The sequence below is a fragment of the Tissierella sp. QWL-11 genome, from assembly GCF_058683765.1.
On sequence record NZ_CM178750.1, the window covers coordinates 2,028,485 to 2,048,984 of the forward strand.

General features: G+C 30.3%; 26 protein-coding genes and 1 riboswitch. All 26 genes read right to left on the bottom strand.

Annotated elements, in window-relative coordinates; genetic code table 11:
- Nucleotides 1-5 precede the first annotated feature (5 nt).
- The 26 genes from cobK to AC4PG3_RS10115 all read right to left on the bottom strand — a co-directional run bounded on the left by cobK (nt 6) and on the right by AC4PG3_RS10115 (nt 20,489).
- The gene (gene cobK, locus AC4PG3_RS09990) at nt 6-734 is read right to left on the bottom strand and encodes a precorrin-6A reductase (RefSeq protein ID WP_492196485.1); all 729 of its coding nucleotides are present in this window, start codon (nt 732-734) and stop codon (nt 6-8) included.
- Nucleotides 731-1,453 carry a precorrin-3B C(17)-methyltransferase gene (cobJ, locus tag AC4PG3_RS09995; RefSeq protein WP_492196486.1) on the bottom strand — a complete coding sequence of 241 codons (723 nt, stop codon included), beginning with the start codon at nt 1,451-1,453 and terminating at the stop codon, nt 731-733. The genes cobK and cobJ overlap by 4 nt, the downstream gene beginning before the upstream one ends.
- Nucleotides 1,454-1,640: 187 nt before the next feature.
- Nucleotides 1,641-2,654 carry a cobalt-precorrin 5A hydrolase gene (gene cbiG, locus AC4PG3_RS10000; protein ID WP_492196487.1) on the bottom strand — a complete coding sequence of 338 codons (1,014 nt, stop codon included), beginning with the start codon at nt 2,652-2,654 and terminating at the stop codon, nt 1,641-1,643.
- Entirely contained in the window at nt 2,651-3,406 is a 756-nt protein-coding gene (gene cobM, locus AC4PG3_RS10005; protein WP_492196488.1) for a precorrin-4 C(11)-methyltransferase, read from the bottom strand. The genes cbiG and cobM overlap by 4 nt, the downstream gene beginning before the upstream one ends.
- Nucleotides 3,403-3,954: a precorrin-6Y C5,15-methyltransferase (decarboxylating) subunit CbiT gene (gene cbiT / locus AC4PG3_RS10010; protein ID WP_492196489.1), complete on the bottom strand. Its 552-nt coding sequence runs from the start codon at nt 3,952-3,954 to the stop codon at nt 3,403-3,405. Before cbiT ends, cobM begins: the two co-directional genes overlap by 4 nt.
- Entirely contained in the window at nt 3,941-4,537 is a 597-nt protein-coding gene (gene cbiE / locus AC4PG3_RS10015; protein WP_492196490.1) for a precorrin-6y C5,15-methyltransferase (decarboxylating) subunit CbiE, read from the bottom strand. The genes cbiT and cbiE overlap by 14 nt, the downstream gene beginning before the upstream one ends.
- Entirely contained in the window at nt 4,531-5,607 is a 1,077-nt protein-coding gene (gene cbiD, locus AC4PG3_RS10020; protein WP_492196491.1) for a cobalt-precorrin-5B (C(1))-methyltransferase CbiD, read from the bottom strand. Before cbiD ends, cbiE begins: the two co-directional genes overlap by 7 nt.
- Nucleotides 5,604-6,224: a precorrin-8X methylmutase gene (locus tag AC4PG3_RS10025; protein ID WP_492196492.1), complete on the bottom strand. Its 621-nt coding sequence runs from the start codon at nt 6,222-6,224 to the stop codon at nt 5,604-5,606. The genes cbiD and AC4PG3_RS10025 overlap by 4 nt, the downstream gene beginning before the upstream one ends.
- A complete protein-coding gene (locus AC4PG3_RS10030; RefSeq protein ID WP_492196493.1) occupies nt 6,214-7,539 on the bottom strand; it encodes a cobyrinic acid a,c-diamide synthase CobB in 1,326 nt (441 codons plus the stop codon). The genes AC4PG3_RS10025 and AC4PG3_RS10030 overlap by 11 nt, the downstream gene beginning before the upstream one ends.
- Nucleotides 7,539-8,309 carry a sirohydrochlorin cobaltochelatase gene (locus AC4PG3_RS10035; RefSeq protein WP_492196494.1) on the bottom strand — a complete coding sequence of 257 codons (771 nt, stop codon included), beginning with the start codon at nt 8,307-8,309 and terminating at the stop codon, nt 7,539-7,541. Before AC4PG3_RS10035 ends, AC4PG3_RS10030 begins: the two co-directional genes overlap by 1 nt.
- Nucleotides 8,294-9,118, bottom strand: a complete 825-nt coding sequence (locus AC4PG3_RS10040; RefSeq protein ID WP_492196495.1) for an energy-coupling factor ABC transporter ATP-binding protein — start codon at nt 9,116-9,118, stop codon at nt 8,294-8,296. The genes AC4PG3_RS10035 and AC4PG3_RS10040 overlap by 16 nt, the downstream gene beginning before the upstream one ends.
- Nucleotides 9,119-9,802, bottom strand: coding sequence for a cobalt ECF transporter T component CbiQ (cbiQ, locus tag AC4PG3_RS10045; protein WP_492196496.1), 684 nt, complete (start codon nt 9,800-9,802; stop codon nt 9,119-9,121). It abuts the gene before it with no gap.
- Nucleotides 9,786-10,079, bottom strand: a complete 294-nt coding sequence (locus AC4PG3_RS10050; RefSeq protein WP_492196497.1) for an energy-coupling factor ABC transporter substrate-binding protein — start codon at nt 10,077-10,079, stop codon at nt 9,786-9,788. Before AC4PG3_RS10050 ends, cbiQ begins: the two co-directional genes overlap by 17 nt.
- On the bottom strand, nt 10,063-10,794 hold the full coding sequence (locus AC4PG3_RS10055) for an energy-coupling factor ABC transporter permease (protein WP_492196498.1): 732 nt from the start codon (nt 10,792-10,794) through the stop codon (nt 10,063-10,065). The genes AC4PG3_RS10050 and AC4PG3_RS10055 overlap by 17 nt, the downstream gene beginning before the upstream one ends.
- A gap of 14 nt (nt 10,795-10,808) precedes the next feature.
- Entirely contained in the window at nt 10,809-11,852 is a 1,044-nt protein-coding gene (locus AC4PG3_RS10060; RefSeq protein ID WP_492196499.1) for a pyridoxal phosphate-dependent aminotransferase, read from the bottom strand.
- 11 nt (nt 11,853-11,863) lie between these two features.
- The gene (locus AC4PG3_RS10065) at nt 11,864-12,643 is read right to left on the bottom strand and encodes an ABC transporter ATP-binding protein (protein ID WP_492196500.1); all 780 of its coding nucleotides are present in this window, start codon (nt 12,641-12,643) and stop codon (nt 11,864-11,866) included.
- Complete coding sequence (locus AC4PG3_RS10070; protein ID WP_492196501.1) at nt 12,644-13,645, bottom strand: FecCD family ABC transporter permease; 1,002 nt, start codon at nt 13,643-13,645, stop codon at nt 12,644-12,646.
- Between the two features lie 20 nt (nt 13,646-13,665).
- Nucleotides 13,666-14,691: an ABC transporter substrate-binding protein gene (locus tag AC4PG3_RS10075; RefSeq protein ID WP_492196502.1), complete on the bottom strand. Its 1,026-nt coding sequence runs from the start codon at nt 14,689-14,691 to the stop codon at nt 13,666-13,668.
- Nucleotides 14,681-15,349 carry a precorrin-2 C(20)-methyltransferase gene (gene cobI / locus AC4PG3_RS10080; protein ID WP_492196503.1) on the bottom strand — a complete coding sequence of 223 codons (669 nt, stop codon included), beginning with the start codon at nt 15,347-15,349 and terminating at the stop codon, nt 14,681-14,683. The genes AC4PG3_RS10075 and cobI overlap by 11 nt, the downstream gene beginning before the upstream one ends.
- Nucleotides 15,350-15,361: 12 nt before the next feature.
- Nucleotides 15,362-16,282: an adenosylcobinamide-phosphate synthase CbiB gene (gene cbiB, locus AC4PG3_RS10085; protein ID WP_492196504.1), complete on the bottom strand. Its 921-nt coding sequence runs from the start codon at nt 16,280-16,282 to the stop codon at nt 15,362-15,364.
- On the bottom strand, nt 16,279-17,121 hold the full coding sequence (locus AC4PG3_RS10090) for a cobyric acid synthase (protein ID WP_492196505.1): 843 nt from the start codon (nt 17,119-17,121) through the stop codon (nt 16,279-16,281). The genes cbiB and AC4PG3_RS10090 overlap by 4 nt, the downstream gene beginning before the upstream one ends.
- A 230-nt stretch (nt 17,122-17,351) precedes the next feature.
- A riboswitch (cobalamin riboswitch) is annotated at nt 17,352-17,525 on the bottom strand.
- A 140-nt stretch (nt 17,526-17,665) separates the two neighbouring features.
- A complete protein-coding gene (locus AC4PG3_RS10095) occupies nt 17,666-18,562 on the bottom strand; it encodes a DMT family transporter (protein WP_492196506.1) in 897 nt (298 codons plus the stop codon).
- Between the two features lie 24 nt (nt 18,563-18,586).
- Nucleotides 18,587-18,871, bottom strand: coding sequence for a cysteine-rich small domain-containing protein (locus AC4PG3_RS10100; protein WP_492196507.1), 285 nt, complete (start codon nt 18,869-18,871; stop codon nt 18,587-18,589).
- A gap of 25 nt (nt 18,872-18,896) precedes the next feature.
- On the bottom strand, nt 18,897-19,406 hold the full coding sequence (locus AC4PG3_RS10105) for a YkvA family protein (RefSeq protein WP_492196508.1): 510 nt from the start codon (nt 19,404-19,406) through the stop codon (nt 18,897-18,899).
- A gap of 42 nt (nt 19,407-19,448) precedes the next feature.
- Nucleotides 19,449-20,027: an HDIG domain-containing metalloprotein gene (locus tag AC4PG3_RS10110; protein ID WP_492196509.1), complete on the bottom strand. Its 579-nt coding sequence runs from the start codon at nt 20,025-20,027 to the stop codon at nt 19,449-19,451.
- A gap of 120 nt (nt 20,028-20,147) precedes the next feature.
- Nucleotides 20,148-20,489 carry a LysM peptidoglycan-binding domain-containing protein gene (locus tag AC4PG3_RS10115; RefSeq protein ID WP_492196510.1) on the bottom strand — a complete coding sequence of 114 codons (342 nt, stop codon included), beginning with the start codon at nt 20,487-20,489 and terminating at the stop codon, nt 20,148-20,150.
- Nucleotides 20,490-20,500 lie beyond the last annotated feature (11 nt).

Consider the following 20,500-nt stretch of genomic DNA (forward strand, 5'->3'; position numbering starts at 1 on the left):
TCCTCCTAATGTTCTTGTCTCAAAATCTGTTCTATTCTATCTAAACTGTCTATACCTTTTTCTTCTCTTCTCCCAATTACAATTGGTGTAATACCAAGCTCTTCACATGCTCTTAATTTTTCTAAAGTACCACCTTTTTCTCCACTGTCTTTCATTATAACATAATCTGAATTGTATTCCTTAAACATTATCTTATTATATTCTTTAGAAAATGGTCCTAATATAGCTACTATATCTCTTAAGTGAATGTTATTTTTTTTACAAATTTCTATACTCTCTATGGCCGGCAACACTCTATAGATATATCTATTGTTTTTCCTTACTTCTTCAAAGTCTTCTATATTTTTAGACCCTGTAGTAAAAAACATTGTTCCATCTAAATTCTTTAAATATTCATAGGCATCTTCATATGAATCTAAATATACTCCCTCTGACATTAAAGATTTTTTTCTAATATATCGTATATATTTTATGCCCCTATCATCAGCAGCAGATTTTGCATTTTCTGAAACTATTGTAGCGTAGGGATGAGACATATCCACAAGAGTAGATATATTATTTTCATCTATAAAGTCTTTCATTTCTTCAGTATTCATTCTACCTATTTGGAGATTTTCAATATCTAAAAACTCTTTTCCACTTTCAGTTGCAACAGTTACAATAAAGTTTTCTAAATCCTTTATTTTCTGGACTAATTGACGTGCTTCACTTGTACCACCTATTATCCAAATCATTTTATCTCATACCCTCTAGGCGTTATCATAGTATCTCTTTCCACATAGGTATTACTGTTTCCTATTATTAAAACACTTAGCATATCAACTTTTTCATAGTCCATATCCTTTATATTTGTGATAATTATATTTTTATCATCTCTTCCAGAATTTCTAACTATTCCAACTGGAGTGTTTTCATCTCTATGTTTTCTTATTATATCCATTGCCTTCTCTAGATGATCTGGCCTACCTTTAGATTTTGGATTGTATATAGTAATTACAAAATCACCTTCACTGGCTTTTTCTATTCTTTTTAATATTACTTCCCATGGGGTAAGTAAGTCACTTAGGGATATAGAAGCATAGTCATGCATTATGGGAGAACCTAATTCTGAAGCTGCTGAAAATGCTGCTGTTACCCCTGGAATTATTTCCACATCTATATCTTCTATTAATTCTAATATCGGACCTGCCATACCATATAAACCTGCATCTCCTGTACTGATAATGGCAGTGTTTTTCCCTTGTCTAACTTTTTCTATGGCATACTTACATCTTTCTATCTCACCCCTCATACCAGTAGAGAAAATTTCTTTATCCTTTGTTAAATCTTCTATATATCCTATATAGGGTTTATATCCTACTATAACTTCGCTTTTCTCTATTCTATCTATGGCCCTAAGAGTCATATTTTCTCTACCACCAGGCCCTATACCTATTACATATAATTTAGCCATTTTTTATCTCCTTTGCTCTTTTAGCATAAATTATAAAAATAAGACTCGTAATTATGAAAAATTTTATAGAAGTATTCACCAAGCAAAAAAATTGTTTAGGTCTGCACTGTCTGAGCACAGCGAGTTTGCAGACCTATTTTTTTGTGTGTGATTATACTTCTTAAATTTCGAATCTGAGAATCGTTTTTTATAATTTATCTTTATTCTCCTTTGAAATCGATATTGTTATGCCATTGTGCTTAGCTTTAGCAGACAAAATTTCCCCACCTAATAAATATGCACATGGTTCAGAAACACAGGATACTCCTATGGTTTTCTTAACAAAATCTGACCCATCAAAATTTTTTTCTACTTTTTTTAACTCTTCTATTGTAAATATCCTTAAGGGACAATTATAGTGTTTTGAAGCCTCTATAATTCCCTGTTCATCCTTTTTAATCTCTACTGTGCCTATTTCCTTTATACTCTTATTGGATAAATTTAGATGATCTAATTCTCTTTCTATAGCCTCTATTATCCTAATTTTTGAAACTCCTCTTTTGCAGCCTATACCTATATTTATATTTTTAGGTCTTAAAACTATATAGGGAATATCTAGGTTTAAATTCTCTACCTTTTCAGAGCTTATCAAGATCAAGGCCTCTACATCCCCTAGGTTTCCCATATCCTGTATAAGCTTTAGATGGGGATAATCTATAATTTTCTTTTCCTGGGAAATAAATCCTATCTTCTTTTCATTTACCATCATTCCCATAATCTTAGTTAGATTTTTTTTATCTTCTATATGATAATTATTTTTCTTTGCAAATAAGTCGAGAGCTTCCATTCCTCTAATATCTGAAGCTGTAGATATGACTGGAATACTTCCTATGTGTTTTGCAATAATATTTGCTAAATCATTTGCTCCACCTACATGTCCTGATAAAAGACTTATAGTAAATCTACCTAGATCATCTATTGAAATTATAGCTGGGTCTTTGGTCTTGTGTTCTATATATGGGGCCACTAATCTTATGGCTATTCCTGTAGCACATATAAATACTACTCCATCGTAGTCCTTTATGGCTTTTTTTATTATAGATTTGACCCCTCCATCTATATCCTTATTCCTATAGTGAACAATATTATATAGATCAATTTTCTTTATCTTATCCCCTAATTCTCCACCTTTTTTAGTAAATGAAAAAACTGCTATATTCATTTACTTGCCTTTCTATATTCATGAGAAAATCCTGGATGATATAGTTGTGATCTTTCATAATCTCCTTCTATAAATCCTCCAACTAATATTTGAGCTGTTTTCTTTATTCCTTTTTCTTTTACCTTTTCTCCTATATCTCTTAATGTACCAAATACTATGTCTTCATCTTTCCAAGAAGCCTTATATACAATAGCCACAGGTGTATCCAAGGAGCCATAACCCTTTGCAAGCTTTTCCACAACTCTATCTATATCTTGTACTGATAAAAATATAGCCATAGATGCCCTATGTCTTGCTAATTCTTCTAAATCTTCTCCCTCTGGAACTGGAGTCCTTCCCTCTATCCTAGTTAATATTATGGTTTGACTGACATTTGGCAAGGTAAATTCTTTTTTTATTGAAGCACAAGCTGCTGTAAAAGAGCTAACCCCCGGTACTACTTCATATGAAATATTTAATTTATCTAATTCATCCATCTGCTCTCTTATGGCACCATATATAGTAGGGTCTCCAGTGTGTAGTCTTACTATTTTTTTATCCTGTTTTAAATCTGTTTTCATTACATCTATTACTTCTTCTAAGGTCATAGATGCACTATTATAAAACTTTGCTCCTGATTTAGAAAAATTCAAATGCTCACTTGACACTAAACTACCTGCATATATAATAGTATCAGCTTCTTCTAAAAGCCTTCTTCCCTTTATAGTTATTAAATCAACATCTCCTGGTCCTGCACCTACAAAACTGATCATTTAACTTTCACTCCTTTAGTTATAAATATTGGATTATGACTTCTCATAAGTCCTATATGGTCTATGAAAGATACTTGAATTAATTGAGTTTCTATTTTCTCATATCCATTTTCTTTCATCAATTTATTAAATTTATATAAGTTTTCAAGTTTAATAAAATTTGCACATAGAATTCCATCTTTTTTTAAGTTTCTATTTAAGTATAAGAATATTTCATCTAATTTCCCTCCACTCCCACCTACAAAACACTTATCAAATAATACATCTGGTAAGTCCTTGGGAGCAGATCCCTTTATTATATTTAAATTCACATTGAATTTTTCACTGTTTTTTTTAATTAAATCAATTCCCTCTGATTCTCTTTCAATAGTCCAAACCTTTGCCTTATTTAGTGCTCCTTGTATAGATATGGAGCCTGTTCCTCCACCGATATCTAAAAATTTATCTCCAGCTTTAATATCTAAATATCCAATTGTAAGCATTCTTATATTAAACTTAGTCATGGGGATATCTCCCCTTATAAATTCTTCATCTCTAATCCATGTCATTTTCAATCACCACCACTGCAAGAGAAGAAATATCTTTTATATCTTCACCTATATTTATTTCCTTTATAAACTCATTTTCATGAGATAAATTAAATCCAATATACATTTTTCCACTTATATTTATATCTTTTAATCTCCTTGATATATAAGAAGGACTATGTTTTTTATCTGTTAATACTATTGCTAGAGGATATTTTTTTATATCTTCTAATGCATCTTCTCTTCCATGTAAAGATAAAAACTTTGCATTATTCCAGGATTTTTGTAATTTTGCCATAAGATATTGAAAGGATGATAATCCAGGGATTACCCGTTTTATACCTATATCTTTCTTTTTTATAAAATCTACTATACCATAAAAATTAGGGTCTCCTGTTGCAAGAAGTATTATCTCCTTGTCTTTATTTAAATAATCTATTACATCATCAACCTTATTTATTAAAATAATGTGTTTATTTATGCTCTCTAGAGCCCTTCCAACTCTTTCAAAGGCCAATACATATTCTCCATCTTTGATAATTTCAAATGCCTCTGCTGTTAGATACTTAGGGTTTCCAGGACCTACACCGACTATAGTTAGCATATATACCTACCCCTTTCCATAGAATAAATAATTACCTCTATATCCAAGCTATCATCTTTTAGATATGTTTTTATTCTATTTTCAGCTCCTATTTCCATATGTCTTATAACTTCTCCATATCCTTTTTCTATACATAAGTTCATAGCTTCTTCTGCTGTCAAAGTCTCTTCTACTTTTTCTATGAATTCCTTTGGAGCATCTAGTTTAGATAGATAGTATACAAAGGACTCCATTCTAGTATCACTTACATTACTATGTGTATTAAATATTCCAATAGCCAATTTAGAAAACTTCCCTATATGTCCTAAAAGTTTTATGGACTTAAAGCCTTTTTCATATATATATAACAAGCTATCTCCCACATAATTTGATATCTTCACCCTTGGAATCTTTATATCCATTGAATCTGCTAACTTTTCTCCATAATTTCCTGGTATAAGTAAAATTTCCTGTATTCCTTGATTTTTAGCTATAGTGTCTACTTCCATATATATAGTCTTTAAAAGAGCTTCTTCAGACATAGGGTATACTATTCCCTTAGTCCCAATAATGGAAATACCTCCTTCAATACCAATGTTTTTATTAAAGGTTCTTTTAGCTATAAGCTCTCCCTTGGGACAATATATGGTAATATTGTATCCTGATTTAGATATGGATTTAACCTCAGATTTTATCATCTTCTTTGGAACTTCATTTATGGCAGCCTGTCCGACTTCTCCGAAAAAACTTTTAGAATTTATCCTACCTATTCCCACTCCGCCATCTATCTTTATATTATCATCATTTCTTTTTTCTACCTTGGCAAATATCTTTATTCCATCTGTAACATCAGGATCATCTCCAGCATCCTTTATAATTGAGCAACTGACTCTTCCATCTTCTATAGATATATCTGAAACAGGTAGTTTTAATCTAATCCCTGCTGGAGTATCAATTTCTATATAGTCTATCTTCTCTCTATTCTCCAACATAAATACAGCAGCCTTAGCTGCAGCTGTGGCACAAGATCCAGTTGTATATCCACATCTTAAATTTTTTCCTTCCTTTATCACATATAAATCTAAAGTCATCTTCCTGCCACCATATATAGTAGTGCATTTACTATGGAGGCTGCCACATTGCTTCCTCCTTTATTTCCTACTGTAGAAATTTGTGGAATATCAAATTCTCTTAAATATTCTTTTGACTCACTTGCACCTACAAATCCTACTGGTACACCAACTACAAATTTAGGATTGATTTTCCCTTCCTTTACAAGTTCTAACACTCTAAATAGGGCTGTTGGAGCATTTCCTATTACAAATATATCTATCCCCTCTTCTACAGCTAAATCAACTGCACAGGAAGATCTAGTAGTTTTCAATTCTTTAGATAATTTATATACTCTTTCATCATCTATGAAACACGCTAATTTACATCCAGCCCTTTCTAATGCAGGTTTATTTATTCCCATATATGCCATTCTAGTATCGGTAAAAATAGTCCCACCATTTTTTATAGCTTCCTTAGCCGCATTGATAAAATCTGCTTTAAAGTCAATTATCTTTCTATATTCAAAGTCTCCTGTAGTATGAATCATTCTCTTTGCTATTATCATCTGTTCTTCATTAAAATCTGTATCACTCATTACTTCATCTATAATGCTCATACTCTTATTTTCAATTTCCATCGGATTTTTAATATACATTTTTATCACTCCTATTTTTCTCCAAAGTATCTAGTAAATGCTCAAGGGCTGTTTTATTTCCCAAGAAATTTACATGTTGAAAATACCCTAGAACATTTTTATATTTATAGCCACAAGTCCAATTTCTTTTACTCTTTGGCTTAGTTATCTTAAGTATTTCCTTTTCACTAGTGTGTATTTTTGTCTTATGAAACTCCTGTCCTCTTAATATATCTCCTGCTTTTCCTAATATATTGTCTTCCATAATCTCCATATTTACATATCCAAATCTTTGTAGTTTTTCTGTACTACTCCCTTCCCCTTTTAAAATGCCCGTCATCTCTTTTTCTTCCATTTTATCTACGAGATAAATAAGACCTGCAGATTCAGCCAATATAAACTTACCTTCATCGGCCATTTCCTTTAGTTTGACTCTCATCTCTTTGTTTTTATTTAGCTTTTCTTTATAATTTTCTATATATCCTCCGCCTATATATATTAAATCAGCCTTAGGAATTGACTTATCATTTAATGGGGAAAAATATTCTACATCACATATATTTTCAACAAGATTTAAATTCTCTCTATAGTAAAAATTAAAGACCTCATCATAAGCTATTGCTATTTTTATATCTCTTTTTTCAGGATATTTATATGGCTTTAAATCTATAGCTCTTCCTAAATCAAGTAAACTCTCTATATCTATATTTTCTTCAACTACTTGTGCTAAATAATCTAAATAGTCATCTGCATCTTTATCTTCTGAAAATATATCTAATCCTAGGGTAGAGTTTTCTATCTTTATTCTTTCATCCTTTGGAAGATAACCTAGTACTTTTATTCCTATATATTTTTCTATCTGTTCTTTTAAAAGCAAATACATGGATTTACTTGTATTATTTAATATTATTCCTTCTATTTTAGATTCTTCAAACTCTACCATTCCCTTTATCTTAGGAATAGCTGAAAACATTTCTCCCTTAGGAGTATAAACTAATATTGCAGGTATATCTAATTTCTTAGAAATATCATAACTTGAATTTTCAAAAGTATTATATATTCCATCAAAATAACCCATTACACCCTCTACTATGCCTATTTCTCCTATGTTCATAGACATACTCATCTTAATTCCATCTTCTCCCATAAGATGAATATCTAAGTTATTTGAATGTTTTTTTGAGGCTATCTCCATAAGCTTTGTATCAATAAAATCCGGCCCTACTTTAAAGGCAGAAACATCTATATTTCTGTTTTTTAAGGCTCTTATTACACCTAAACTTAGGGTTGTCTTTCCTGAGTTACTATTTGGAGCTACTATCATTAAGTTTTTCATTATATCATTCTCTCTAAGTATTCAATAAATATATCTTGTATACCCTTTAATTCTCCCAAACTAGTCATATCCACTTCTACTTCTATATCTTCTTTCTCTAATATACTCTTCCAAGAATCCTCTTCATTTGAAGCCATATCATTTGTAGCATGGTCTCCGGCCACTAGCATAAAAGGTCTAAGTGTCACTTTTTTTATATCTTCTTTCTTCAACTTTTCCAACACATTTTCTAAGCTAATTTCTCCTTCAACTGTAGCTACATATACATTGTTATAATTTTTATCTATTTCTCTTTGCAATTTCTCATAAGAATCATCTGCTATATGATCTGATCCATGTCCCATAAACAGGGTTCCAGAGTTTTTTGAGCCTTCTTTTAAATCTAAAGTCTTTGCGACCTTTTCATAATCACCAGGATGTTCTAATAGGGGCTGTCCCAAACTTATCTTCATATCTCTATATTGTGATTTAATTTCTTCCATTGCATTTACAATTTTTTCGTATTCATGTCCTTTAATTATGTGAAGGGGTTGGATATAGACTTTTTTTATTCCCTCTTCTATCATCTTTTCTAGAGCTTCCTTTACATCATATATATGTAAATTGTCTCTTTTTTTAAGCCTTTTCATTACTATTTTTGAAGTAAAAGCTCTAAGAACTAGACTATCTTTAAATTTATCTTTTATCTTATTTTCTATGCTTTCAATAGAAACTCTTCTAGCCCTTTCATAAGTTGTACCAAAACTAGCTACTATTATTCCTCTTTCCATATCTTATATCCTCCTTTTTGTTCCTGTTTATTTATGAATTCCTCTTCATTTCTGTAGAGTGGTATATTCAAATGTTCATGTACCTTTACTAACCAGGGCTTATCTAATAGGGCTTCTTTTAACAAATCTCCCTTTAGAAAAACTTTATCTGTATGTCCTTCTCCTATTATTTCTCCATTCTTTAATATATAGATATAATCACATATCTCATATATAAAATCCATATCATGACTTGATACTACTAGCTTTTTATCTTTCTTTAATTCTTTAATTATATTTTTCATTTGTTTTGTGATTTCTGGATCTAGTCCTGAAGTAGGCTCATCTAATAAAATTACATCTTGCTCCATAACTAATACTCCAGCTATGGCTACTCGCTTTTTTTGTCCAAAGCTTAAAAAATGACTAGGTTTTTCTACTAACTCTTCTGCTTTCACATTTTTTAAAGCTTCTGCCACTCTTATTTTTATCTCTTCTTCACTATAGTTTAAATTTCTAAGACTAAAAGCTATATCATCATAAACTCTAGAGTAGAAAATTTGCTTTTCTGGATCTTGAAATACTATTCCTACTCTTTTTCTATACTCTCTTAGGGATTTTTTATCATATTTTAATTTAGCACCATTAAATTCTATAAAGCCTTTATTAGGCTTTAATATACCTAATATGTTTAAAAAAAGTGTAGATTTTCCCGATCCATTTGCACCAATTATTCCTATGGTATTTCCCTTTTTTAGGTCTATATTTATATTTTTCAAAGCAGCTTTTCCATCTTCATATCTATAATCTAATCCCATTATCTCTATCATTTAATCACCTATTTTAAATTCTCCGTTATATAATTTTGTATCTAGTGAAACTGTCATATCTTCATATCTTAAAATTACTCTTAAAAATAGACTCCTTATAAGTAAAGAGATTGATTTAATAGAGTTTTTAAAATTTAAATATCCAAATCTAATTTCTTGTGATAAATATATTTCTCTGGATTCTTCTAAAAATATAAATATAAATCTATAAGTTAAGACTAAAAGCTCTATTATAATATTTGGAATATAAATTTTTTTTAATACTTTTATAATATCAGTCAATGGAGTAGTTAGAGCCAAAAAGAAACTTGCAGACATTGAAGCAATAACCCTAGTTATGGTTTTTATAGCTACTGTTAATGATTCATCTGTAATACCTATATATCCATTGAAAATCTTCAAGCTATACAAAAATATATCTTCTGTAGAAATAGATATAAGTATTGTAATTAGACTAATTAATAAAAACCCTAGAGGAATACTAAATATTTTTATATAGTTATTTATTGGAATTCTAGCAATTTGTATAGTTAAAAATAGCATCATCCCTAAAACAGCTAAATTTATCCAATTGTTCTCAAAACCTATAATAAGGAGTAAAGACACAATGACTAATCCAAGTTTTAAGCTTGGATTAGTCTTAGATAGTCTATTCGTATATGCATATTTATCTATTATTAGCAATTTTTTTCTTCTCTCTAAATGTACCTAAAATATAACCTATAGTCCCTGCTCCAATGGCTACTTGTAGTGAAAATAACAGACTTTCAATTTCACCACTTGGTGGTTCCCATAGAGGTTCAAACCAGGGCTCATAATTTGGATTTATTTCTGTAATTACACCTTCTGCTTCTCCATCTGCTCCACCAAATTCTGAATCACCCATAAATAATAAAGGTATGATAGCTATTACCACTATTGCTAACAACAGAATCAAATTTGTTTTAGTTGATTTTTTCAAGACTTATCACTCCTTGTCTGTTATATTCTGCTAAAAGATTTATAACTATTACAGTAAGCATCCCCTCAATAATAGCTAAAGGAATTTGGGTTAAGGCAAAGACTGATAAAAACTTAGTCATTGAAGCTGTAATTCCACCAACCGAATCAGGATATGCAAAGGATAATTGTAAAGCTGTAACTACATAGGTCATTAAATTTCCCAAAGATGCTGCTAAAAATACTACAAAACTTCTATTCATTCCTTTATCCTTAAGTAATTTATAAATTCCATAAGATACAAAGGGGCCTACTATTCCCATAGAAAATGTATTTGCTCCTAATGTTGTAATTCCACCATGGGCAAGTAATAAGGCTTGGAAAAGTAGTACAATCACTCCAATAACTGTCATTGCAGTAGGACCAAATAATATAGCTCCTAATCCTACACCTGTTGGATGAGAACAACTTCCAGTTACTGAAGGTATTTTAAGTGCAGATAGCACAAATACAAATCCTCCTGCTAAGGCCAATAAAACCTTTTTATTTGTATCTTCTTTAAATATTTTATTTACTCTTTTTATACCAAAGAGTAAGAATGGTAATGATACTAATGTCCATCCTATTGACCAATTCATAGGAAGAAATCCCTCCATAATATGCATACCATGACTAATACTTGGTGTACTAAGTAATAATAAGAATACAAATAAACCTAAATATTTCTTGTTTTTCATGAGCAATTCTCCTCTTATTTTATTTTTTTAAATATATTTATAAGTTTTTTATTATAATCCCTATTTTTTATAGCTACTCTTATATAGTCACCCTCTAAACCTTCAAAAGTACTACATTTTCTTATTAATATTCCATTTTTTAAAAAGTGATCAAATATTTCCTCTTCAGTATAATCTAATAATTTTATAAGCATATAATTGGTGTGAGTAGGATAAGCTTTTATTCCTTTAATATTATTTAATTCATCTATTAAATAATCTCTTTCATTTTGTATGTACTCCTTACTTGCTTCAATATATCCTTCTTTTTTAAATATAAATTGTCCAGCTATATTGGCAAGGGCATTGACACTCCAAGGCAATTCTACCTTTCTCATGTCTTCTGCCTTTTTCTTAGAAACACAAGCATATCCTAGTCTAATCCCAGGTAGAGCAAAAAACTTTGTAGCTGCCCTTATAATTCCTAGATTTTCATACTTATACTTTTTAAAGATCTCTATACTGTCATAATCCATAGGAGCAAATTCATAAAAGGCTTCATCCAATAATAGATATGCTCCTTTTTTAGATATTACTTTATATATTTTTTTAAGTGTATCTTCATCTATTCTAAGACCTGTAGGATTGTTAGGATTTCCAATTATTAAAAGATCATCTTTTTTTATATTTCTTTCTATTTCTTCTATATCAATGGTAAAATCATCTCTATAGTATAATTTTTTTACATCTATATTATTTGCATATGCTCTTTTTTCATATTCTGAAAATGAAGGCTTAATAACTACTACTCTATTTGCATTTATTATAAAATTATTTATAAGTTCAACTGCTCCATTTCCAACTAAAACTTCTTCCCTATTACAATTTAGATATTTTGAAATCTCAGATCTCAATTCTCTATATTTTATATCTGGATACCTATCTAAATCTTTAAACCCTTTTAAAAGCTCTTCTTCTAATCCACTTGGAATTCCTAAGGGATTTATATTACTACTAAAATCAATTAGAGGATTATCATACACCTCTTTATATGTAATTAAATCTCCACCGTGTTCCATATATACCTCCTTTAATTTACTTTTTGTGCTATAAAATAGGGGCAATTATTTATTTCATCTCTATAAATATGAGCATCTATCCTAAATACATCTTTTAGTAAATCCTTATTTATAATATCTTTAGGTGAACCACATTCACATATCTTTCCTTCTTGAAGTACATAAATTCTGTGAGAATACCTTGCCGCATGATTTAAGTCATGTAAAACCATAATTACAGTGATCCCCAATGTATTATTTAATTCTTTTACTAATTCTAGAATCTCCATTTGATAAGATATATCTAAATATGTAGTAGGTTCATCAAGTATTAATATCTCAGGCTTTTGAGCTAATGCCATTGCTATCCAAGCCCTTTGTCTTTCTCCTCCAGATAAATTTGCTACAAATCTTTTTTTAAAATTTTTAAGTCCAGTTTTTTCTATAGCCCAGTCTATAATTTCCCTATCTACATTGCTTAACCTTTTTCCAAAATTTAAATGTGGATATCTTCCATAAGAAACTAAATTTTCAACAGTTATATCTGAAGAATGGTGTTTGCTCTGTGGAAGAATTGCCATCTGCTTAGCTATCTTTTTAGTAGGAATATCTCTTATATCTTCCCCATTCAACAATATACTTCCACCCTTAGGCTTTAGACATCTAGACAATGTCTTTATAAGTGTAGATTTCCCAGATCCGTTTGGTCCTATTATGGTTACTATTTCTCCTTTTTCAACCCTTAGACTCGCATCTTTGATTATTAATTTATGTCCGTAGGCAACTTTCAAGTTTTTTGTTTGTATACTCATCTATCTAACCCCTTCCTTTTTTCTCAATAAATATAGAAAAAATGGTGCTCCAAGGGCCGACATTATAACTCCTACAGGAATTTCCATAGGTGCAAATAATGTCCTTGCCAAGGTATCACAAATCATAACCATTGAGCCACCTACAAAAACTGTGGCTGGAAATAAATATCTATAATCTGAACCTATAAAAATCCTAGTCATATGCGGTACTATAAGCCCTACAAATCCTAAAAGTCCAACTACAGATACTGCCGAACCTGCAAGTAAAGCTGCAATTATTATAAATATGAATCTAGTCTTTTCAACAGAAAGTCCTAAACCTGTGGCTACTTCATCACCTAGCATCAATATATTTAATTTATTTGAAATAAAGATTAAAATAATAATTCCAACAATTGTATATGGAATAATCATCCTTACATCCTTCCAAGTAATTGCTGCTAATCCACCTACCATAAATCCAAGAACTCCCTGGACTCTATCAGGGAAAAAAGTTATAAGACTGTTAGTCCCTGCACTAAAAAGCGAAGATACTGCCACACCTGCTAGTATAAGTCTGGTTGGTAGCACTCCCTGCTTCCAAGACAATGTATATATAAATAATGTAGCTAATAAAGCTCCAATAAATGCCCCTAGAGGTACTAGATAGTAATAGTCTGGAAATATAATTAATATAATATATGCAAAAAATCCTCCTCCAGATGATACTCCTATTATATTTGGACTTGCAAGGGGATTTCTCATTATACCTTGGAGTATGGCCCCTGATATAGATAGGGATATACCAACTAACATAGCCACAATAGTTCTTGGAAGTCTTACATTCCATATTATTTGATAACTAACTGATTCTTCTTGGCTTAGTATTATCCTCAATATATCTAAAGGCTTTATTTTAACAGCTCCACTTCCCACACTATATAAAAAACTAGCTATGAATATAAAGATAAATACTATAAGTATAAAATTTTTCTCCGATGCCTTTTTAATCTTTTTAGTCATAACTACTCCTTATTATCATTTTAGTTAAATATTTCTGGATATAATTTTTCTGCTAATCCTCTATACGCCTCTTCATATCTATGATTTGCTTTATAAGTATATAATTCTTTTGGCAATACTATATATCTATCATTTTTCACTGCTGAAAGCGAACTCCATGCAGGGTTTGATTCAAATTCTGATTTAATATGTGCTTTAACTGCATCTAAATCTGAACCCATTGTCTGAACAAATATATAATCTGGATCTTCTTGTAAAATTGTCTCTAAACTAAAATCTAAACTTCCCTTTTTATCATTATTAGGATCAGCTATATTTTTTACTTTTAAATCTTTAAACATTTCACCTATAGTTGTATCTGCCGTTCTAAGGGATAATTTATTTGTAGTATTTAAAATTACAGCAGCTGTTGGATTGTCTTCATTTGGTATCTTATCTATTATTGCTTGAATTTCATTTTTGATTTTTAAAGCTTCTTCTTCATATAAATACTCTTTATCGTTTATAGCAGCAAATAATTTTGCAGTTTTAAAATAATCATCTTTAAGAGAATAGTCAATTGCCAAAATCTGAGCTCCCGTTTGTTCTAATGCATCCATAATTTCTAAATCAAATCCAGTATTTGAACTCATTACTACTAAATCTGGATTAAGAGCTATTATATCTTCTATACTTAGAGAAGCTCTTTTCCCCACTATTTTTATATTTTCTGCATTTGGTATATCCATCCACTCACTTGGCTCTATCATTCCTACCATTTCTCCACCATTTCTAGTCCATATATCTAGATATGAACCAAATAAGACAACTGCTCTTTCTGGGTTTTTGTCTATAGTTACTTCTTTTCCTCTTCCATCTACAAAGGTAACATCTGTATCAGTAACTTTTATTCCATATTCATCTTCTGTTTGTTGTTCTTCTATTTGGTCTTGATTTTCTCCTTGATCCTCTGTACTAGTATCTATTTCTCCTGATTTACAAGCTGTGAATATTGACACAATTAAAACCACTACTAAACCTAATATAATTATTTTTTTATTCCTCATCTTTTCCCCCTACCCTTGCTAAAATTAAGGATATATAATCTCTATCATTTAAAATTTCTTCCCTATTTTCTAATATTTGCTCTTCTTTTAAACTGGCCCTTTTTATATACTTATAATCAAATCCTTTATCTTCTAAAGCATTTAATATGTTTTCTTTTTCTTTAAAGGTCTTTAATATAGCTATTGAATCTACTTTTTCTAGAATATCTTCATCATATTCATCACATAATAAGAACTTTTCTCCTTTTACTGTTAAAGCTCTTTTACTAGATGCAGCTCCTGCTACAAAAGAAGGAATCCCTGATACTATTTCTATATCAATATCAACTCCCTCTAGTTCCTCCATAATATATATAAATGTACTATATACCATAGGATCTCCAATAGTTAAGAAAGCTCCAGAATCTCCCTCTTCTATCTCATTGTAAATTATATCTGCTGCCTTTTTATAATCATCCCTAGTTACATGTCCCATGGGAAAATCTATTAATACAATCTTTTTATCTGCTACATACTCCCTTGCTGTATCTAAGGCCATATTAGTTCCCTTATTGTTTGGTGCAAATATTACTTTAGATTCTTTTATTTTCTCTACTGCTTTAAGTGTTAATAGCTCTGGATCTCCTGGCCCAGTTCCTATACCATATATCTTCTTCATAATTCCTCCTATTTAAATAAAAATAATTATATATAATAATAGAAATAGAACTTCACTTCTATACATTATTTCGATTGAATTATCTATATCCTTTATTGTTATTTTATTTATCTTATCTCCAATATTAGGTTTTTCAACTAGCACTCCATGATAATAATTACTTCCACCTAGCCTTATCCCTAGTAGACCTGCCGTAGCTGATTCAGGATAGCCACTATTTGGACTTTTGTGTTTCAACCTATCTCTCAATAGTATTTTAAATCCTCTTTTAACATCAAATTTACCAATAGATGATATGATCATAAGCAAGGCTGTAATTCTTGCAGGGATAAAGTTTAATATATCATCCACTTTAGCAGGGAAATATCCTATATCCTTGTATTTTTCATCCATATACCCAAGCATTGAATCCATTGTATTTACAAATTTATACATCATGCCTCCTGGAGCTCCAAATAATATTATAAAAAATAAAGGAGCTATAATTCCATCTGATGTGTTCTCACTTATGGTCTCTACAGTAGCATTGATTATTTCTTCTTCATTTAAATTTTTAGTATCTCTACCAACTATATAAGATAATCGATTTCTACCTTGATCTATTCCTTCATTAAGAGCTTGTACTATCTTTCTCCCTTCAAAGGCTAAAGACTTGGCTGCTATAGCTGTATAGATTAAGTAAATATTCACAATATAATATGCTACATCATAAGGTTTTAAAATCTTTAATATGTAAAAGGTCATAAAAAACCCTAAGAATATATTTATAATTACTATAAAAAATCCCACAAGCTTTAGTGAATCCTCAAAAAACTTTCTAGCTAATCTTTCCTCAAAACCAATTACTTTTCCCATAAGCTTGACAGGATGAGGAAAGCTATAGGGATCTCCTATGAAAAAATCTAATATTGATCCCAATATTACACTAATCATTTTTCAATTCCCATTAATTTATATATATATTTTATGTCCATATTCTCCCTTAATACATTAGATAGTTTATCTAATTCATTTTCCAATTCTTCATCACTTTGAGGATTATTATTACATCTTTTGTCATAATCTATAAGAGTATCTTCATCTACTAGTTCTAATTTTACATATGGAATTGTGCCTACTACAGGGATGTTTAACATCTCTTCTATCATCTTTATCCCTGAATCTAAAAGAGTTCTATCTCCTCTAAACTTATTAATTATAAGTCCCTTTATCCTTTGTCTTTCATCTTCTTCTAAAAGCATAACTGTTCCATATAAAGATGCAAATACACCGCCTCTGTCTATGTCAGCAACTAGCAATACTGGTGAATCCGCCATCTTAGCCATTCCCATATTGACTATATCATTTTGCTTTAAATTTATTTCAGCAGGACTTCCCGCTCCCTCTATAACGACAATATCATTTTCTTTTTCTATTTTATGAAAAGTTTCCTTTATCATGTCTTTTAAACTATTTTTAAATTCAAAGTATTCCCTAGCATCCATCTCATATTTTTCTTCACCTTTTATAATTACCTTTGACTTTCTGTCTGTTTGGGGTTGTAATAGTATTGGATTCATATCTGGATGAGGGTCTACCCCTGCTGCTTTTGCCTGTAGAGCTTGAGCTGTACTCATTTTTGCACCTTCAGCAGTCTGGAAATATTTAGAAGACATGTTTTGAGATTTAAAAGGTATGACATTATACCCATCTTCTCTAAACATCTTACACAATCCTGTGACCATTAAGCTCTTCCCTGCTGAAGAAGTAGTTCCTTGAACCATTATATTCATTGTTTTCCTCCTATAAATAAAAATAATATTAGTCTAAGAAAGATTTTGACCTTTAAGGAGGTAACCCATTATATGGATTTTAGAAGATAGATACTCTCTTAGACTATTATTTATTATTGATTGAATTAAAAAAGTCCTTTTCTCTAGAGAAAAGGACTGGCATATACTAATATAATTAAGCAAAGTAAATCATATTTTGCACATTAAAACCATGACTTCCCTCCGAAGTTGTTTTACTCATCTATTAGGCAGGTCTCCTGACTTATGAATCATACCAAACCGACACCTTCCCAGATTTCTCCAGTGGCATTAAGTTGATTTAGTCATCATTTACAGTAACGGGGGTTGCATGGGATTTTCACCCATTTCCCTTTTAATTTTAAAACCTAAAGATATTATTTAATTTTCAAGTTTATCTTAACATATAAAAATACTATTTGCAAACATTATTTTTTATTAATTTAGACAATATTTTTACATTTATACCTATATGATTAACATTCATAAATAATATTATATAAATAATAACTTTTGCTGTAATCCCTTATTTTAAGAATAAAATAGACACCCCTACTATGGAAATAACAGCTCCTAGGACTTCTCTAAACTTTAGTTTTTCCTTATATAAAAATATGGAAAATGGAATTATAGTAACAGGCATTATAGAGGTTATAGTAGCAGATATGCCTGCTGTAGTCTTTTGTAATGAAAATAATTGCAAAGAAACTCCTAAAAATGGACCAAAAAGTGCTCCTAAACTTATGTAAGTCATAGCTTTTTTATTTTTAATTGCTATTTTCAAATCTCCCCATTTACCTAGATATAAAAAAAGTAGTATAAATCCAATAAATCCCGATATAATTCTAATTTGAGTAGCTGCAAAAGGACTATAATCTCCTATTCCTATTTTACTAAATATCATTCCCACAGATTGCCCTACAACTCCTATAAATGCATATGTAAGTCCCTTAACGCTGTGATTTATCTTTATCTTTTTTTCATTTGTATCTTTTCCCAAGATTACAATTGAAATACCAAACATAGTTAACATCATACCTAAGATTCCCACAAGAGAAACCTTCTCTCCTAAAAACAAAAATGCCAATAATGCTGTTATAGGAGGACTTGCAGCAGTCATTAGCATCCCTACTCTAGTACCTATTTCTAAATAAGATTGAAATAAAAATAGATCTCCTATAAAAAAACCTACTAATCCTGAAATTCCAAGAAAAGTCCAATTATGTAAACTAGCATCTAGGGGTAGTAATTGCCCCCTGTAAAAATAAGTAAACACACTTAACAAAAAAAATCCTATTATCAATCTAATAAAATTAACTGCTAAAGTTCCTACCTTTCTACCAGCTATTTCAAAGCATACTCCATTTAGTGTATAGCAAATGGCTGTCCCTAAGGCAGCCATTTCTCCAATCAAAGCTAACATTTATTTTCCCCACTTTATTATTTTCTATTTTTCATCTTCAATGTCTATTCCCAATCTTTCCATTACTCTTTTTTCGTTTATCTCTGATATTTTTTTGTTTATATAGTCATATCCATTTGGTCTATGTGGAATAAGACAAGCACTACAGTCTTTTATTCCATGTTTATCTTTATAATTTCCTCCACACTCTTCCAAGAAATAAAGTGGACAATAACAAAACATACAGTTAAATTCCTCCACATTATCTACATTATGACAAGGTAAAAATTGACACGCCTTATTAGTATAAAATTTATATGAATTTTCCAAGTCTATCTCCTTTCTATCTTCCTAATTAATTTTCATCTACAAACATATCTTCATCTGCAAACATGTCTTCATCTACAAACATGTCTTCATCTGCAGAGGTTTCTTCATCTTTAAACATATCTTCATCATCTAAATCATCCAAATCTACTATATCATCTGCAGAATTTTTCCACTCTTTATATTTTTCTAGCTCATGCTCCATCTTCTTGAATATATATGCAAATACAGCTACATCATCTAAGAATCCTCCTACTATAAAATCAGGAATTATATCTATTGGAGTGACTAAATAGATAAATCCAATAATAATCATGATCAAATAATTTTTTGAAAAATCTTTGTAAGCACCTTTATTCCAATCACTAATTAAATCTATTGAAAGCTTTAAATCATTTAACAAATCTCTAAAAACTTCATTTTCTTCAATCTTCTTTTTTCCATTTTGAATTAAATTTCTTAATCCATCATTATCTTCTAATATTTGATTTGCCTTTTTACTTAAATTGTTTAAAATCCCTTCAAAGTCAATTTTCATAGATTTATCATCTCCATATTCTATCAAAATTCTATAAAGCCATTAAAGATTGCCCTTTAATCCTATCTCCTCAGCTACCATTTGCATAGCTTTTATTGTTTCATCTATGACTTCATTCAATTCCATATCTAACATATCTACACCTCTAGATATTACATCTCTATCAACACCTGCAGCAAAACTTTTTTGTTTCCATTTTTTCTTCACAGATTTTACTTTTAAATCAAGTATGCTTTTACTAGGTCTCATAAGTGCAGTTGCATAGATTAATCCTGTTAGCTCATCTACTGTATAAATCACTTTTTCCATTATATGTTTCGGCTCTACATCTGTACAAGTTATCCACCCATGGCTCATTACCCCTCTTATGTAGTCATCAGGCCAATTCTCTTTTTCTAAAATTTCTTTTGTGATTTTGCAATGCTGATCTGGATATTTTTCAAAATCAAGGTCATGGATTAGACCTATTACACTCCACTTTTCAACATCTTCACCAAATTTTTCTGCAAAATGGGCCATTGCAGCTTCTACACTTAGGCTATGATTAATGAGACTTTCATCCTGTACATGTTTTCTAAGTAATTCATAAGCATCTTCTCTACTTGGAATATAGTGTGACATCTAAGCCCTTCTTTCTATTATATTTATTTCAATTTTATCCTATTGAGTTTAAAAATTCAATACCTCTAAGTATTTATCAAACAAAATCTGCCAGGATATTAATATCCTGGCAGATTTTGTCTAATATTGTGGTATGCAAATTACTTCTCCTATAGTTAAATTGTCAGGTTGTATGCCTGGATTGGCTTGAATTATTTTATCTACTGATACATTGTACTCTATACTAATTTTATAAATAGTATCACCTTTTTTTATCATATATGCAGTAGTGCCATAAGAACAAGCTGCTGGAACACATATCACTTGACCTACATATAGTTTTTCCGGTTTTACTCCTGGATTAGCTGCCATTAATGATTCTACAGAAATACCAAAAGTCTTTGCAATTAGATAAAATGTATCTCCACTTTTAATTGTATAAGGCATTGTACCCTTTGGACATGACATCTTATTATTAGCCATTTTACCCACAC

Excerpts from the sequence above, each read along its gene's own strand:
- cobK (WP_492196485.1), bottom strand. The coding sequence starts at position 734 with ATGATTTGGATAATAGGTGGTACAAGTGAAGCACGTCAATTAGTCCAG.
- cobJ (WP_492196486.1), bottom strand. The coding sequence starts at position 1,453 with ATGGCTAAATTATATGTAATAGGTATAGGGCCTGGTGGTAGAGAAAAT.
- cbiG (WP_492196487.1), bottom strand. The coding sequence starts at position 2,654 with ATGAATATAGCAGTTTTTTCATTTACTAAAAAAGGTGGAGAATTAGGG.
- cobM (WP_492196488.1), bottom strand. The coding sequence starts at position 3,406 with ATGATCAGTTTTGTAGGTGCAGGACCAGGAGATGTTGATTTAATAACT.
- cbiT (WP_492196489.1), bottom strand. The coding sequence starts at position 3,954 with ATGACATGGATTAGAGATGAAGAATTTATAAGGGGAGATATCCCCATG.
- cbiE (WP_492196490.1), bottom strand. The coding sequence starts at position 4,537 with ATGCTAACTATAGTCGGTGTAGGTCCTGGAAACCCTAAGTATCTAACA.
- cbiD (WP_492196491.1), bottom strand. The coding sequence starts at position 5,607 with ATGACTTTAGATTTATATGTGATAAAGGAAGGAAAAAATTTAAGATGT.
- AC4PG3_RS10025 (WP_492196492.1), bottom strand. The coding sequence starts at position 6,224 with ATGTATATTAAAAATCCGATGGAAATTGAAAATAAGAGTATGAGCATT.
- AC4PG3_RS10030 (WP_492196493.1), bottom strand. The coding sequence starts at position 7,539 with ATGAAAAACTTAATGATAGTAGCTCCAAATAGTAACTCAGGAAAGACA.
- AC4PG3_RS10035 (WP_492196494.1), bottom strand. The coding sequence starts at position 8,309 with ATGGAAAGAGGAATAATAGTAGCTAGTTTTGGTACAACTTATGAAAGG.
- AC4PG3_RS10040 (WP_492196495.1), bottom strand. The coding sequence starts at position 9,118 with ATGATAGAGATAATGGGATTAGATTATAGATATGAAGATGGAAAAGCT.
- AC4PG3_RS10055 (WP_492196498.1), bottom strand. The coding sequence starts at position 10,794 with ATGAAAAACAAGAAATATTTAGGTTTATTTGTATTCTTATTATTACTT.
- AC4PG3_RS10060 (WP_492196499.1), bottom strand. The coding sequence starts at position 11,852 with ATGGAACACGGTGGAGATTTAATTACATATAAAGAGGTGTATGATAAT.
- AC4PG3_RS10065 (WP_492196500.1), bottom strand. The coding sequence starts at position 12,643 with ATGAGTATACAAACAAAAAACTTGAAAGTTGCCTACGGACATAAATTA.
- AC4PG3_RS10070 (WP_492196501.1), bottom strand. The coding sequence starts at position 13,645 with ATGACTAAAAAGATTAAAAAGGCATCGGAGAAAAATTTTATACTTATA.
- AC4PG3_RS10075 (WP_492196502.1), bottom strand. The coding sequence starts at position 14,691 with ATGAGGAATAAAAAAATAATTATATTAGGTTTAGTAGTGGTTTTAATT.
- cobI (WP_492196503.1), bottom strand. The coding sequence starts at position 15,349 with ATGAAGAAGATATATGGTATAGGAACTGGGCCAGGAGATCCAGAGCTA.
- cbiB (WP_492196504.1), bottom strand. The coding sequence starts at position 16,282 with ATGATTAGTGTAATATTGGGATCAATATTAGATTTTTTCATAGGAGAT.
- AC4PG3_RS10090 (WP_492196505.1), bottom strand. The coding sequence starts at position 17,121 with ATGAATATAATGGTTCAAGGAACTACTTCTTCAGCAGGGAAGAGCTTA.
- AC4PG3_RS10095 (WP_492196506.1), bottom strand. The coding sequence starts at position 18,562 with ATGTTAGCTTTGATTGGAGAAATGGCTGCCTTAGGGACAGCCATTTGC.
- AC4PG3_RS10105 (WP_492196508.1), bottom strand. The coding sequence starts at position 19,406 with ATGAAAATTGACTTTGAAGGGATTTTAAACAATTTAAGTAAAAAGGCA.
- AC4PG3_RS10110 (WP_492196509.1), bottom strand. The coding sequence starts at position 20,027 with ATGTCACACTATATTCCAAGTAGAGAAGATGCTTATGAATTACTTAGA.
- AC4PG3_RS10115 (WP_492196510.1), bottom strand. The coding sequence starts at position 20,489 with ATGGCTAATAATAAGATGTCATGTCCAAAGGGTACAATGCCTTATACA.